This is a genomic window from Bacillus sp. FSL K6-1560 (assembly GCF_038592935.1).
GTDB lineage: Bacteria > Bacillota > Bacilli > Bacillales > Bacillaceae > Bacillus > Bacillus subtilis.
The window spans coordinates 3,451,644-3,466,354 of record NZ_CP151946.1 but is presented as its reverse complement, the minus strand read 5'-3'; the positions used below and the strand labels follow the sequence as shown (position 1 = coordinate 3,466,354).

The following is a 14,711-nucleotide window of genomic DNA, read 5'->3' as shown; positions in this document are numbered from 1 at the left end:
AGGAGTGTTGCAGATGGCACAGCTTATCTTTGATGAAGAAAAGGTGACGTCCGTCATTGACCGGGTCGTGAAACGGACATTTCAGATGGATTTTGCGTGGGATTGGCCGGGCGGCGTCGCGTTTTACGGTGTGGCGGAGGCCTATGAAGCGACGGAAAACGAGGAATATATCAATCTGTTAAAAACGTGGGTGGATGAACAGCTGGAGGATGGGCTGCCGCCGCTTTCGATCAACGGAGTTTCCATTGGGCATACGCTTTTGTTCCTCCACAAGGTGACAGGTGATGACGTGTATTTGGAAACAGCGGCCGAGATGGCGGAATATGTGCTGCATAAGGCGCCGCGCTTTGGCGAGGGTATCCTTCAGCATACGGTGAATGCGGCAGAATACGTATTCCCTGAACAGGCATGGGCGGATACGCTGATGATGGCTGGGCTGTTTATGCTGAGAATCGGGCGGGTCATGGAGCGTGAGGATTATTTTGAAGACGGCCTGCGCCAGTTTCACGGACATGAGGATGTGCTTCAGGACCCTGTCACGAATTTGTACTACCACGCCTGGGACAACAAAGCGCAAAATCATCTGTCGGGGATTTATTGGGGCAGGGCGAACGGCTGGGCGGCACTCACGATGGCAAAGGCGCTCCCGCTTATTGAGGTGACACATCCTTCCTTTATGATCATCGACGGATCGCTCAGAGACCAGCTGAGCGCGCTTGTCCGGCTTCAGGATGAATCAGGGCTGTGGCATACGATTTTGGATGATCCGGATTCTTATCTGGAGGTTTCGGCATCAGCGGGTATTGCTTCTGCTCTGATATCGAGCGGAAAGCTGTATACAAAATATGTGCAGAAATCGCTTGCCGCCATTTTGGATGCGGTGGAAGAGGACGGACGGGTCAGCAAGGTATCGGCCGGGACAGCCGTCATGAAAAATGCCGAAGGATACAAACAGGTGCCTTACAAACGAATACAAGGATGGGGGCAGGGACTTGCGCTGACGTTTCTTGCTGATGTTTGGAAAACGAAAAAACGCGTGTATCAGTAAAGACAGCGGCGGGGGGAAAGGGATGAAAAAACAGCCTCAACAGAAGGAACGGGTTTCTCGCTGGAAGGGAACGTATTTCAAAAGAAACTTTGTCTTCATTTTGCTGATTGCCTGTATTCCCGGATTGCTGACTGGCGGCGCAATCTACTTTCTTTCGATCGACAAGGTGGAGAAAGAGCTGCAGAGATCGCATGAAACACAGGTGGCGCGTGAGGTCAGCCGAATGGATGAGAAGCTGGGAGTGCTTGAACTGGCACTCACCCAGATGGCCTACGATTCTTCACTGATGAACGGATTGGCCGAGAGGGATTTGGAGAAAGACTTTACGTTCTCCTATCAATTAACGAAAAAGCTGTTTCTTTTGCGGGACCAGCAGCCGCTGATCGAGCAGGCTTCCATCTTTCTGAACAGCCCCCGGCCACTTGTGCTGAGCCCTGAATACAGCGCTTTGACAGAACAGGAGGCGCTTCGCAAGTATCGCTCGCTGCTTGCCTCAGACCACAGCATTTATTGGAAACGGTCGGGAAACCAAGCGATGCTGATCCAGCTCATTCCGGGCGCGGCGGAGAAACCGTTCGGCGCGATCATGCTGGCGGTTGATCCGAAAGAAATGGAATCAATCCTGCAAAGCTTGTCCCCCTATCCTGATGGCAGTGCGCTGCTTTTAGATCAAAATCAAGAGGTGCTGTTTCATGAAGGGGAAAAAGATTTTGAAAAGACTTTACTTCAAGAGATAAAAAAACAGCCTGCTGAGAACGGCCATTTTCAGTTGGAATGGGAAGGCAAGGTGTATTCTGTCTCCTTTGGAGAAATGAACCGGATGCATCAGCAATGGAACTTTGTGTCAGCGGCGCCTCTTTCAGCTATTACAGCGCCGATGGTGTTTTTATCAAAAGTGATCATCGTGATGCTGGTCATTTGCATCGGTTTGGCGGTATGCATGACATGGTATGCATCAAAAAAAATCTATCGTCCCATTCAGCATTTGCTTGGCTTGTTTACCGGAGGAGAGAAGAAAGTATGGCAGGCGTCCGGGCAGGATGAATTCAAGTGGATTGAAAAGAGATGGCAGGATCTATCCCTTGAAAGCCGGAAGCTCCAAGAGCAGCTCCTGCGGCAGACGCCCCATATGAAAAAGAGTTTTTTGCAGCACCTCTTGCAGGGGGATTTTTACTATGACAACGAGGACAGTCTCAGATCTCGGATGGAGGAGGCCGGCTGGAACATCGGCGAAAACGTGTTTCATGTGCTGGATCTTCAATTGACAGGACTCCGCTGTGAAAAAAGCATCTTCTGTTGCGATGATGAACAGCTCGCTGTGTTTACACTGACTAATATTGCTGAGGAATTGGCGGATAAACGCGTTTTTCAGTTCTCCATACTTGATATCGGCCGGCTTTCTATCACCGTTCTTGTGATGAAAACAAACAGCTCTGATCTGAAGGCGTATATAACGGAGCTGGCACGCCAATTTGGGGATGTAACCGGACTATGCCTGACCTCGACATTGAGCAGCGAGACGGAGCGTGTCACGGAAATTCCTTCTTTATTTCAGAATGTGAAAAGCGGCAAATCCTGCAGGCAGTTTGCCAACCGGAATCAGGTCATTGATTTGCAGGCCGACTTCCCTCAGGATGAGCAGTTCGCTCCTTATTACCCTTTTGAACTGGAAAAACAAATTGTTCAGGCTATCCGGCTGGAAAGAAAACAGGAGGCCGAGGAACTGATTCGTGTATGCATGGAGGAACTGGCGGAAAAGGCGGCTATAGACAGGCATGTGCACTCCGCCCTGATTCAGCTGTTTTCCCGCATTCAGGAGGATATTTTGCATTCCGGGCTCAATCCCAGCGAACTATTTCAGCACCGGAATCCGTTTCTTGATATTTCAGAATTGCGCGAACCTAATGAAGCGGCGGCCTGGCTGATGGATGCAGTGGTGACGCCTTACCTTTCCAAGCTTGAGGGCAGAAAAAACAGACAGCAAAAGCAGCTGGCAGAACGTGTGATTGCGATGATTCACGAACAGTATATGGCGGATATTTCATTGGAAAGCTGTGCCGATGCGCTTGGCATGAATTCATATACGTTAAGCAAGGCATTTAAGCAAGTGACCGGCATTAATTTTATCGATTATGTGACCCAGATCAGAATCGAAAAGGCGAAAGAACTGCTGGTCAATACGAATAAAAAAATTCATGACGTGTCAGAAGAAGTCGGCTACCGCCACAATTACTTTAACCGGATTTTTAAAAAACAGGTCGGCATGCCGCCGGGTGTCTTCAGGCAAATGTATCAGGAAACGCCGTGAAAGGAGAGAACATGTGATGAAGAAACCAATTCAAGTATTTTTAGCGGGAGATTCCACTGTGAGTGACTGCCCGCCTCATGAAGCGCCGATGGCGGGGTGGGGGCAGGTATTCGGGCAATTGTTTTCTGAAGAGGTAGTGGTACACAATCATGCCAAAGGAGGAGCGAGCACCAATTCTTTTGTGGAGGAAGGAAGGCTTCAAGCAATTGCCGAACGCATCACACAAGGCGATTATTTGTTGATTCAATTCGGCCACAATGACCAAAAACCGCGGGGGACGAAGCCGTACTCCACATTTCAGCAGTTTCTTACCTTGTTTGCAGATACGGCACGCGAAAAGGGCGCGCATCCTGTGTTCGTCACATCGGTGCAGCGCCGCCGCTTTGATGAAAACGGACGGATCGAGCATTCCCTCGGTGAGTATCCCGATGCGATGAATGCACTGGCGAAGGAGCTCGATGTACCTGTGATTGATCTGCTTGCGAAAACAAAGGTGCTGTATGAAGCATACGGGCCGGAGGAGTCGAAGCGATTGTTCGTTTGGTTTCAGCCGAATGAACATCCGAATTACCCGGACGGCATTGAGGACAATACGCATTTTTCGGAAAAAGGTGCAATGGAGGTTGCGAAGCTTGTGGCAGAAGGCATTGAAGAGCTCGGACTTCCGCTTAAGGACCACCTTGTGAGCCGGGAGGGAAAAGAACATGTATAAGGAAGGCGCGTGCCTGTACCGCAATCCGCTCCGGTCTAAAAGCGATGTGAAGGACTGGCGGATGGAGGGAGGCGGAAAGATCTCATTTGACGATCACAGCTTGCACCTGTCACATGTTCAGGACGAAGCGCACTTTGTCTTTTGGTGTCCGGAAACCTTTCCAGACGGCATCATTGTGACATGGGACTTCTCCCCGATCGAGCAGCCGGGATTGTGTATGCTGTTTTTTTCTGCTGCGGGAATGGGAGGCGAGGATTTGTTTGATCCAAGTCTCCAGAAAAGAACGGGAAAATACCCCGAGTATCATTCGGGGGACATCAATGCGCTCCACCTGTCGTATTTCCGCAGAAAATACGCGGAGGAAAGAGCGTTCCGCACCTGCAATTTAAGAAAAAGCCGCGGTTTCCACCTCGCCGCAATGGGGGCCGATCCGCTGCCTTCTCCAGACGACGCTGATTCTCCGTATCGTATGAAGCTGATCAAAGACAAAGGCTATGTGCACTTTTCAATCAATGGTCTGCCCATTCTTGAGTGGATGGACGACGGCAGCACATATGGGCCTGTGTTAACAAAAGGAAAAATCGGGTTCCGGCAGATGGCCCCCATGAAAGCCGTTTACAGGGATTTTGCCGTGCATCAAGCGGTGAGAAGATGAAGACGACTGTAACGGATGCGCTTTATGCAGGCTGCGAAGCGGTGGTGAAAATAGCATGGCTCAACGGGCTGTGGCTGTTGTTTACACTTTTGGGCGGCGTTCTTTTCGGATGGGCGCCGAGCACAGCCGCGATGTGTGCCGTTATAAGGAAATGGCTGATGGGGCAAAAGGATGTCCCGATATTTCCGTTATTTCTCGATACCTATAAAAAAGAATTTCTCAAGGTTAATGCGATCGGATTGGCGTTTTCGGCTCTTTTGATCATATTGTCTGCCAACTATCATTATTTTTCTGCCAGTACGAATTGGCTGTCCTTTGCCGTAACAAACTGCACGCTGCTTGCAGGGCTTTTGTATATCATCGCGCTGATGTATGTGTTTCCCCTTTATGTGCATTACCAGCTCCCGCTTCGCAAATATATTCCGCAGGCACTGCTGTTTGGCGCCATGAGACCGCTGACAACCGGCTGTATGCTGATCGGGTGCGGATTTGTCCTTTATTTGCTTTATACGCTTCCTGGCCTGATCCCATTTTACGGCCCGTGTTTATTTGGGCTTGTGTTGATGTTTTTTGCTCTAAGGGGATTTCAAAAGACGGAGGCCCAGCACCATCAAGCCGGGTAACAAAAAAGTGACAAATACGCAAAAAAGTGCAGTGTCCGAAATAGGCAGATGCAAAAAAGTGAAATTGAAGACAGCACACACAGCGCATAAAATCCAATTTAAGTAAGCGCTTACAGATAAATGAGAAGGAGCTGTCTGATGATTACACGAAGGAAACGCATGTTTACCGCTGTTACGTTGCTGGTCTTGTTGGTGATGGGAACCTCTGTATGTCCTGTGAAAGCTGAAGGGGCAGCGCGGCAGATGGAAGCGCTGAACCGGGGGCTCGTAGCGGTCAAGACGGACGGGGGCATTTTTGTCAGCTGGCGGTTTCTTGGAACCGAAAACGCATCTGTTTTGTTCAATGTGTACAGAGACGGGCAAAAACTGAATGCTGCGCCTGTCAAAACCACGAACTATGTGGATAAAAACGGATCGGCGGGCTCAACGTATACGGTTCGTGCTGTTGTAAACGGTACCGAACAGCCGGCTTCTGAAAAAGCCTCCGTATGGGCGCAGCCGTATCATTCCGTCCCGCTGGATAAACCGGCTGGCGGCACGACGCCAAAGGGTGAAGCTTACACGTACAGCGCTAATGACGCAAGTGTTGGCGATGTGGATGGTGACGGGCAATACGAGCTGATCCTGAAATGGGACCCGTCTAACTCAAAAGACAATTCACAGGATGGCTATACGGGTGACGTGCTGATTGACGCGTATAAACTGGACGGCACAAAGTTATGGCGGATCAATCTCGGCAAAAACATCAGAGCGGGCGCGCACTACACCCAGTTTATGGTGTATGACCTTGATGGTGACGGAAAAGCGGAAGTGGCAATGAAAACGGCAGACGGGACAAAAGACGGCACGGGCAAAGTAATTGGAAATGCCAATGCAGATTACAGAAATGAACAGGGGCGTGTGCTTTCAGGCCCTGAATATCTCACTGTGTTTCAAGGTTCAACCGGGAAAGAGCTTGTCACCGCAAATTTTGAACCGGCGCGCGGCAATGTGTCGGATTGGGGAGACAGCTACGGCAACCGTGTTGACCGTTTTCTCGCCGGCATTGCCTACCTTGATGGACAGCGGCCGAGCCTGATCATGACCAGAGGGTATTACGCTAAAACCATGCTAGTTGCCTATAACTTCAGGGACGGAAAGCTGTCAAAGCTTTGGACGCTGGACTCCTCAAAGTCAGGAAATGAAGCGTTTGCCGGACAGGGGAATCACAACCTGAGCATCGCGGACGTTGACGGGGATGGAAAAGATGAGATTATTTTCGGCTCAATGGCTGTTGATCATGACGGGAAAGGCATGTACTCGACCGGCTTAGGCCATGGGGATGCCCTCCATACAGGAGATCTTGATCCGGGCCGGCCGGGGCTTGAGGTGTTTCAAGTTCATGAGGACAAAAATGCAAAATACGGCTTATCTTTCCGGGATGCTGCAACCGGAAAAATCCTTTGGGGCGTTTATGCCGGCAAGGATGTAGGCCGGGGAATGGCTGCTGATATTGACCCGCGTTATCCGGGACAGGAGGTGTGGGCAAACGGTTCTCTCTACTCAGCGAAAGGGGTCAAAATCGGAAGCGGGGTTCCGTCCTCGACCAACTTCGGCATCTGGTGGGACGGCGATCTGCTCCGGGAACAGCTGGACAGCAACCGAATTGATAAGTGGGATTATCAAAACGGCGTATCGAAAAATGTGCTGACTGCATCAGGCGCAGCGGCTAACAACGGCACAAAAGCAACACCGGCGCTTCAGGCTGATCTGCTCGGTGACTGGCGCGAGGAAGTGGTGTGGAGAACGGAGGACAGCAGTGCTCTGCGCATTTACACGACGACCATTCCTACTGAGCACAGGCTGTATACGCTGATGCACGATCCGGTGTACCGGCTTGGCATCGCCTGGCAAAATGTCGCCTATAACCAGCCGCCGCACACAAGCTTCTTTTTAGGAGACGGCATGGCGGAACAGCCAAAACCAAATATGTATTCGCCTTAACTGAAAGGGGGAAGGAACGGGCTGCGCGCAGCCCGTTCCCATCAAATGAAACCAAAAAAGAGGCAAATGGAATACTTGACCAGAGGTTTGATTGCGGTAAAGACAGATCAGGGCGTGTTTGTCAGCTGGCGTTTTCTCGGAACAGATCATGAGACGACGGCTTTTCACCTTTATCGGGATGGAAAGCGGATCACCCGCGATCTAATCGCTGAAAGCACTAATTTTCTCGATCAAAATGGAACGGCTGACTCTGTTTATCAAGTGGCGGCTGTCAATAAAGGACGGGAAGAAAAGCTTTCCAAGGAAGCTCGTGTTTGGCAGGAAAATGTCCTGGAGGTTCCGCTTGCCAAACCGGAAGGCGGTGTGACGCCGGACGGAAAGCCGTACACTTACAGCGCCAATGATGCCAGTGTCGGGGATATAGACGGGGATGGAGAATATGAAATGATCCTGAAGTGGGACCCATCCAATTCAAAAGACAACGCTCATGACGGTTATACCGGGGAGGTGCTCATAGATGCCTATAAACTGGACGGCACCTTTTTGTGGCGCATCAACCTCGGCAGAAACATCAGGGCGGGTGCTCATTACACGCAATTTATGGTGTATGACCTGGATGGTGACGGAAAAGCAGAAATCGCCATGAAAACAGCTGACGGCACAACAGACGGGAAAGGACATATCATCGGTGATGAGCATGCCGATTTTAGAAACGAACAGGGCAGAATTTTGTCCGGTCCGGAATATTTGACGGTGTTTAAAGGAGAAACCGGTGAGGCGCTCACGACCGTGGAATATGAACCGCCCCGCGGCAAGCTGGAGGATTGGGGAGACGGCTATGGAAACCGGATGGACCGTTTTCTCGCCGGGATCGCTTATTTGGATGGGGAGCGGCCGAGCCTTGTAATGGCGCGCGGCTACTATACGAGAGCCGTGCTCGTGGCATACGATTTCAGAAACGGAAGGCTCAAAAAACGCTGGGTATTTGACTCCAACCGTCCGGGACATGAAGCGTACGCAGGACAGGGGAACCACAGTTTAAGCGTGGTGGACGTCGACGGAGACGGAAAAGATGAAATCATATACGGCGCAATGGCTGTCGATCATGACGGAACCGGCCTGTACTCAACGGGGCTCGGGCACGGAGACGCGATGCATGTAGGGGATCTGGACCCGTCACGAAAAGGGCTTGAAGTGTTCCAGGTGCATGAGGACGCCACGAAGCCGTACGGACTGTCGCTGCGAGATGCCGGAACCGGTGAGATATTATGGGGCGTCCATGCTGGAACTGACGTTGGCCGGGGCATGGCGGCTCATATTGACCCAAGCTACAAAGGGTCGCTCGTCTGGGGAATTGATCCGCCGGGCAATGATGGCATGTCGTATGGGCTTTTTACGAGCAAAGGCGAAAAAATCAGCGACAAAGCACCCGCTTCAGCCAATTTCGCCATCTGGTGGGACGGTGATTTGGTCAGAGAACTGCTTGATCATGACTGGGACGGAACGATTGGCAGGCCAAAGATTGAAAAATGGGATGCTGAAAACGGCTGTCTGAAGACGATATTTCAGCCGGCCGGCGTGCTGTCCAACAACGGCACGAAAGGAAACCCGGTTCTTCAGGCCAACCTGTTCGGAGACTGGCGGGAAGAAGTGATATGGAGAACGGAAGACAGCAGCGCGCTCCGTATCTATACAACGACACATCTCACCCGCCACCGCTTTTACACGCTGATGCATGATCCGGTTTACAGGCTCGGCATCGCCTGGCAGAATACCGCCTACAACCAGCCGCCGCACACGAGCTTTTACCTCGGAACGGGAATGAAAAAACCGCCGAAGCCCGCCCTGTACATAGCGGGAAGTAAAGCGGAGGCGCCGCTGTAGGAGGACTAAGGAATAAGACGCAAAGGCTGAACGCTACGACAAGATGATTAGAGAACGGGCAGGACGAACCAATGCTCAAGCGCTGTACGCACCGGTCTTTTTCAAGGGAAGAGCTATCCGTGATGGAAGCTGTATAAAAAACGAGGGGGAATGAAAATGGCAAATCATATTTATCTTGCCGGCGATTCGACTGTTCAAACATATGGAGACAGCACAAATCAAGAGGGCTGGGGGCAGTTTCTCGGCTCGCATTTGCCGGAGCATATTCAAGTGATCAACAGAGCGATCGGGGGAAGAAGCTCGAAAACATTTGTGGAAGAGGGCAGGCTTCAGGCAATCCTTGATGTGATTGAGCCGGATGATTGGCTGTTCGTGCAGATGGGCCATAATGACGCGTCGAAAAATAAGCCGGAGCGCTACACCGAGCCCTACACTACTTATAAACAATATTTAAAGCAGTATATCGCAGGCGCGCGGGAAAAAGGCGCCCATCCGCTTCTCATTACCCCCGTAGCCCGCTTTCATTACGAAAACGGCGTGTTTTTGAACGATTTTCCAGATTACTGCATTGCCATGAAGCAGACGGCTGAAGAGGAAAATGTCCAGCTCATTGATCTGATGGAGAAAAGCCTTGCTTTCTTTACTGAGAAGGGCGAGGAAAAAGTATACACCTATTTTATGATTTCAGAAGGGATTAACGATTACACGCATTTTACAAAAAAAGGCGCAAATGAAATGGCGAAACTTGTGGCAAAAGGCATAAAGGAGCTCGGCCTGCCATTGACAGAATCGATCATCAAAGAAAGGTGAAAATATGATGAGAAAACTGTATCATGGCGCTTGCTATTATCCGGAATTATGGGATGAAGAGACGATTCAGCAGGACATTGACATCATGCGTGAAGTTGGCGTAAATGTTGTGCGGATCGGCGAATTTGCCTGGTCTGTCATGGAACCTGAAGAAGGAAAAATTGACGTCGGTTTTTTCAAAGAAATCATCGCCCGGCTGTATGATAGCGGGATCGAAACGATTATGTGCACGCCGACGCCTACACCGCCGATTTGGTTCTCACATGGCCGGCCCGAACGCATGCATGCCAATGAAAAAAGAGAGATCATGGGGCATGGCTCCCGTCAGCATGCCTGTACGAACAACCCGTATTTCCGAAAAAAAGCCGCCATCATCACCACAGCCATCGCCAAGGAGCTTGGCCGGCTCCCGGGGCTGATCGGCTGGCAGCTAGACAATGAGTTTAAATGCCATGTTGCAGAATGCATGTGTGAGACATGCTTGCGCCTATGGCATGACTGGCTCAAAAATTGCTACGGGGTAATTGAGCGCTTGAATGAAGCTTGGGGAACCGATGTGTGGAGCGAGACCTATCAGACGTTTGAGCAAGTCCCGCAGCCGGGACCGGCCCCGTTTCTGCATCATGCCTCTCTACGCACTATGTATCAGATGTTTTCGATGGAGATGATCGCTTCGTTTGCGGATGAACAGGCCAAAATCATCCGCTGCTATTCAGATGCGCCGATCACGCATAACGGATCAGTCATGTTCAGCGTGGACAATGAGCGAATGTTTCAGAATCTCGATTTTGCCTCCTATGACACGTACGCTTCGCAGGAAAACGCCTCTGCCTTTTTATTGAACTGTGATTTATGGAGAAATCTGAAACAAGGGCGCCCGTTTTGGATTTTGGAAACGAGTCCGTCGTATGCCGCCTCGCTTGAAAGCTCCGCTTACCCGCACGCAGACGGGTATTTGCAGGCCGAAGCCGTATCGTCCTACGCCTTAGGGAGCCAGGGGTTTTGCTACTGGCTATGGCGACAGCAGCGTTCAGGCAGCGAGATTTCCCACGGTTCGGTTCTCAGTGCCTGGGGCGAACCCACCATTGGCTACCAAAATGTGCTGGCGGTTGAGCGGGCAAGAAAGGAAATCGAGCCTGTTATTCTATCGACTGAACCCGTTCAAGCCGAGGCGGCGATGACTTACTCTGACAGATCAAAAGCATTTATTAAAACTGAGCCTCACCGGGGACTCCGGCATCGTTCGCTTGTGACGCATTTTTATGAACGTATTCTCAACACGGGGATTCACCGTGACCTTATTCCGGAAGGCGCTCCACTGGACGGCTATCGCTTGCTGTTTACGCCATTTGTGCCGTATTTGTCTTCTGAATTTATCAAAAAAGCTTCGGCATTCGCTGAAGCGGGCGGCATCTGGATCACCGGGCCGCTGACAGGAGGGCGCACATGCGAGCATACCATTCATACCGATTGCGGACTTGGCGAACTTGAGAAAACGTCAGGGATCAAAACACTTTTTACCTTTCCGATGAATGAGAACGTGAATGCAGGAAAAGCGTTTGGCATCACGGCGCCGCTCGGACTATGGAGCGCGGTGTTTGACACAGAGAGCGGAAACACCCTTGGCACGGTTGAAGCAGGACCGGGGGCGGGCCATGCTTTTCTGACGGAACGGAATTACGGCGAGGGGAAAATTGTCATGCTGGGCTCGCTTCCATCCGGGAAAGAAGGGGATGCGATGCTGGAGGCGCTTGTCAGGCATTACGCCGCTGAGGCAGCCATTTCTGTCCGCTCGGATGTAACACCCGGCACGATCGTTGCCCCGCGCAAAGGCGATAACGGCCTTGTGTGGATCATCGTGAATATGGATGGAAAAGGAGGAAGTGTGACACTGCCGGAAGCGGGAACAGATCTGTTGACGAACCGTTTGGAAAAGGCGGGGAGGCTGGCGGTCGGACCGCATGAATACCGTGTGATTCAATTTGACAATCACAGCTGATTCTTTGCATCGAATCAGCTTTTTTCTATGGAGGGAGAGACCGATGAAAAAGATCAAATGGTTATCAGAACAGCCAAAGTTGACAAGCGGCGTGACGTGGGGCGTGCCATGGAAAAAAGGAGAATTAAAAAAGGGAGACCGTCTGGCGCTTATGAATGAAAACGCGGAAACGCGATATGTGCAAAGCGAACCGTCGGCCTATTGGCCGGACGGGAGCATCAAGTGGACGAAGCACGCGGCGGTGTTTGGCGGTCAGGAAAACCAAAGCTTTACAGTTCGCAAAAGAGAAGTGCCGCAGCCAACTGAATCGCTCAGCATTCTTGAGACAGAGCATGACATCCAAGTGAATACAGGAGCACTCGTTTGTACCATTCATAAAACAGGATCTGATTTCATTCAATCATTGCAGATCAACGGAAAGCCGATCGCCGCAGGCGGGAGGCTCGTTGCAATAAGAGAAACGAGAAAAGAGTCGGCGGCGGAAACGGTTTTTTTGCATGAAAGGTCTGTCAGCTTTATCAAACGGGCGGCGATTGAGCAGAGTGGTCCTGTCAAAGCAGTAGTCAAAATCGAGGGAGTGCATGTGCTCCATAAAACGAATGAAGAATGGCTGCCGTTTGTCATCCGATTGACGTTTTATGCCGGGCTGTCTGAGATCGGCCTTGTGCACACGCAGCTGATTGACAGGAGCGGTAAACAAGAATTCATAAAGGGGCTCTGCATCGAATTTGCCCTTTTTTTGGAGGGAGAGCCGTACAACCGCCATTTCCGCTTTGCGGGAGAGAAAGGGATGTACAAAGAACCCGCCCAGCTGTTTGGCACACGTAAATTCAATGAACGATATCCGCTTTATGAAAAACAAATCAATGGCGAAATGCTGTCTCCAGATGAAGAGCATAAGGAATGGTTTGCACATGGCACACAGAATACGGTTTGGGACGATGTCAAGCTCGTGCAAGATTCCAGCGATCATTACAGCCTGTCAAAACGGACCGGAAAAGATTATGCGTGGGTTGGAATGCTGCATGGCAGCCGGGCGAAGGGGCTTTGCTATGCGGGCGGCGAAAATGGCGGTGTGGCTCTCGGCCTGCGGTATTTCTTTGAGAAATATCCTTCAGCACTGGAAATCACAGGTCTTGCCGGCAGCCGCCCCAAAATGACTATCTGGCTTTGGCCTCCGGACGGCGAAGCGATGGATTTGCGGCATTATACAGGAAACACCCACGTGGCCAGCGCGTATGAAGGCTTTGATGAAATGCGCTCTGATCCGACAGGCATTGCGAACACAAATGAAATCAGCCTGGCGTGCTTTTCGCACATGCCGTCTGACGAAGTCCTCAATGCGCTGGCTGACAAATGGCAGGCGCCGCCGCTCATTGTATGCGAGCCGGACGTCTATTACGAATCAAAAGCACTCGGAGTATGGAGCATCATTGACACATCCCATCCGCTCAAAAAAGAGCTGGAAGAACAGCTTGATGCGGCCTTTCTGTTTTATAAGAAGGAAGTAGAGCAACGCAGATGGTACGGTTTTTGGCATTATGGCGATGTCATGCATACGTATGACCCGATCCGGCATATGTGGCGGTACGATCTCGGCGGATACGCATGGCAAAACAATGAGCTCGTTCCGACCCTATGGCTGTGGCAGGCGTTTTTCCGCTCAGGCAGAGAGGATATCTTCCGAATGGCAGAAGCCATGACCCGCCATACGAGTGAAACGGACAGCTTTCACCTCGGTGAATATGCCGGGCTTGGCTCACGGCATAATGTTGTACACTGGGGATGCGGCTGCAAGGAAGCGAGAATCAGCATGGCCGGGCTTCATAAATTCTATTATTATCTGACGGGTGATGACCGGACGGGAGATCTTTTGACAGAAGTGAAGGATGCCGATTATGCCCTTGTCAAAACCGATCCGATGCGCGCTTTTTACGAGAAAGGCAAGCACCCGACTCACGCCAGAACGGGACCGGACTGGGCGGCGTTTTGCTCGAACTGGCTGGCGGAATGGGAGCGGACCGAAAATTCGGAATATCTCAAAAAAATCGAAACGGGAATCAACTGTCTGAAGCGGCTGCCGCTCCGCTTATTATCTGGCCCGACATTTGAATATGATCCGGCGACCTCGATGCTTCATCATATGGGAGACGGCATTGCGGGCGGATATCATATGATCATTGCCTTCGGCGCGCCGCAAGTGTGGATGGAGCTGGCTGAGCTTCTTGATGACTGGGAATGGGAGGATATGCTGAGTGAATTCGGCGAATTTTACACACTCAGTGATGAGGAAAAACGAAAAAAAAGCGGAGGCGCTCTTCATGACGGGCATTTTCACTGGCCGATGTTCGCCGCCGGTATGACAGCCTACGCCGCAAGAAAAAAACAAGATCCTCATCTCGCCGCCAAAGCGTGGAATCTTTTGCTAGAAGATAAGCTCAGCCATACGCCGCTTCCGATCAAACCGGAGCGCATCGAGACATGGACGCAGCTAGAGGAGCTTCCATGGGTGACAACGAACACTGTCTCTCAATGGTGTTTAAATGTCATAGCGGCGCTGGAACTGATCGGAGATTCCCTTCCGGCAAAAAAAGAAACATCGGGCAAAAAAGGATAACAGCCGGAATTTCATAGGAGAAATGGTGCAAAAAATGAAGATTGCAAGAATTTATGTAAGCGCTTTATATTG

General features: G+C 51.0%; 10 protein-coding genes. All 10 read left to right on the top strand.

The features are described from left to right. The first annotated feature begins 13 nt into the window (after positions 1-13). The 10 genes from yesR (at position 14) to NYE22_RS18445 (ending at position 14,639) form a co-directional block, all read left to right on the top strand. Positions 14-1,048: a rhamnogalacturonyl hydrolase YesR gene (yesR, locus tag NYE22_RS18490; RefSeq protein WP_161986697.1), complete on the top strand. Its 1,035-nt coding sequence runs from the start codon at positions 14-16 to the stop codon at positions 1,046-1,048. Positions 1,049-1,070: 22 nt separating this feature from the next. Continuing rightward, positions 1,071-3,356 (top strand): transcriptional regulator YesS, encoded by a 2,286-nt coding sequence (yesS, locus tag NYE22_RS18485; RefSeq protein WP_342412043.1) that lies wholly within the window; start codon positions 1,071-1,073, stop codon positions 3,354-3,356. Between the two features lie 13 nt (positions 3,357-3,369). After that, positions 3,370-4,068, top strand: a complete 699-nt coding sequence (gene rhgT / locus NYE22_RS18480) for a rhamnogalacturonan acetylesterase (protein ID WP_125121412.1) — start codon at positions 3,370-3,372, stop codon at positions 4,066-4,068. Next, positions 4,061-4,723: a YesU family protein gene (locus NYE22_RS18475; RefSeq protein WP_161986696.1), complete on the top strand. Its 663-nt coding sequence runs from the start codon at positions 4,061-4,063 to the stop codon at positions 4,721-4,723. The genes rhgT and NYE22_RS18475 overlap by 8 nt, the downstream gene beginning before the upstream one ends. Beyond that, positions 4,720-5,346 carry a YesL family protein gene (locus NYE22_RS18470; protein WP_021481258.1) on the top strand — a complete coding sequence of 209 codons (627 nt, stop codon included), beginning with the start codon at positions 4,720-4,722 and terminating at the stop codon, positions 5,344-5,346. The genes NYE22_RS18475 and NYE22_RS18470 overlap by 4 nt, the downstream gene beginning before the upstream one ends. Positions 5,347-5,466: 120 nt before the next feature. Next, the gene (gene rhgW / locus NYE22_RS18465) at positions 5,467-7,329 is read left to right on the top strand and encodes a rhamnogalacturonan lyase (RefSeq protein ID WP_342412042.1); all 1,863 of its coding nucleotides are present in this window, start codon (positions 5,467-5,469) and stop codon (positions 7,327-7,329) included. 45 nt (positions 7,330-7,374) lie between these two features. After that, on the top strand, positions 7,375-9,213 hold the full coding sequence (gene rhgX / locus NYE22_RS18460; protein WP_161986695.1) for a rhamnogalacturonan exolyase: 1,839 nt from the start codon (positions 7,375-7,377) through the stop codon (positions 9,211-9,213). A 156-nt stretch (positions 9,214-9,369) separates the two neighbouring features. Beyond that, entirely contained in the window at positions 9,370-10,023 is a 654-nt protein-coding gene (locus NYE22_RS18455) for a rhamnogalacturonan acetylesterase (protein WP_161986694.1), read from the top strand. 7 nt (positions 10,024-10,030) lie between these two features. Continuing rightward, entirely contained in the window at positions 10,031-12,022 is a 1,992-nt protein-coding gene (gene yesZ, locus NYE22_RS18450; protein ID WP_342412789.1) for a beta-galactosidase YesZ, read from the top strand. Positions 12,023-12,065: 43 nt separating this feature from the next. Continuing rightward, a complete protein-coding gene (locus NYE22_RS18445) occupies positions 12,066-14,639 on the top strand; it encodes a hypothetical protein (RefSeq protein ID WP_342412041.1) in 2,574 nt (857 codons plus the stop codon). Positions 14,640-14,711: the final 72 nt, after the last annotated feature.

Bases quoted from the DNA above. Each gene is read 5' to 3' on its own strand.
- yesS (WP_342412043.1), top strand. From the start codon at position 1,071: ATGAAAAAACAGCCTCAACAGAAGGAACGGGTTTCTCGCTGGAAGGGA.
- NYE22_RS18445 (WP_342412041.1), top strand. From the start codon at position 12,066: ATGAAAAAGATCAAATGGTTATCAGAACAGCCAAAGTTGACAAGCGGC.
- NYE22_RS18470 (WP_021481258.1), top strand. From the start codon at position 4,720: ATGAAGACGACTGTAACGGATGCGCTTTATGCAGGCTGCGAAGCGGTG.
- yesR (WP_161986697.1), top strand. From the start codon at position 14: ATGGCACAGCTTATCTTTGATGAAGAAAAGGTGACGTCCGTCATTGAC.
- rhgX (WP_161986695.1), top strand. From the start codon at position 7,375: ATGAAACCAAAAAAGAGGCAAATGGAATACTTGACCAGAGGTTTGATT.
- NYE22_RS18475 (WP_161986696.1), top strand. From the start codon at position 4,061: ATGTATAAGGAAGGCGCGTGCCTGTACCGCAATCCGCTCCGGTCTAAA.
- yesZ (WP_342412789.1), top strand. From the start codon at position 10,031: ATGAGAAAACTGTATCATGGCGCTTGCTATTATCCGGAATTATGGGAT.
- rhgW (WP_342412042.1), top strand. From the start codon at position 5,467: ATGAGAAGGAGCTGTCTGATGATTACACGAAGGAAACGCATGTTTACC.
- NYE22_RS18455 (WP_161986694.1), top strand. From the start codon at position 9,370: ATGGCAAATCATATTTATCTTGCCGGCGATTCGACTGTTCAAACATAT.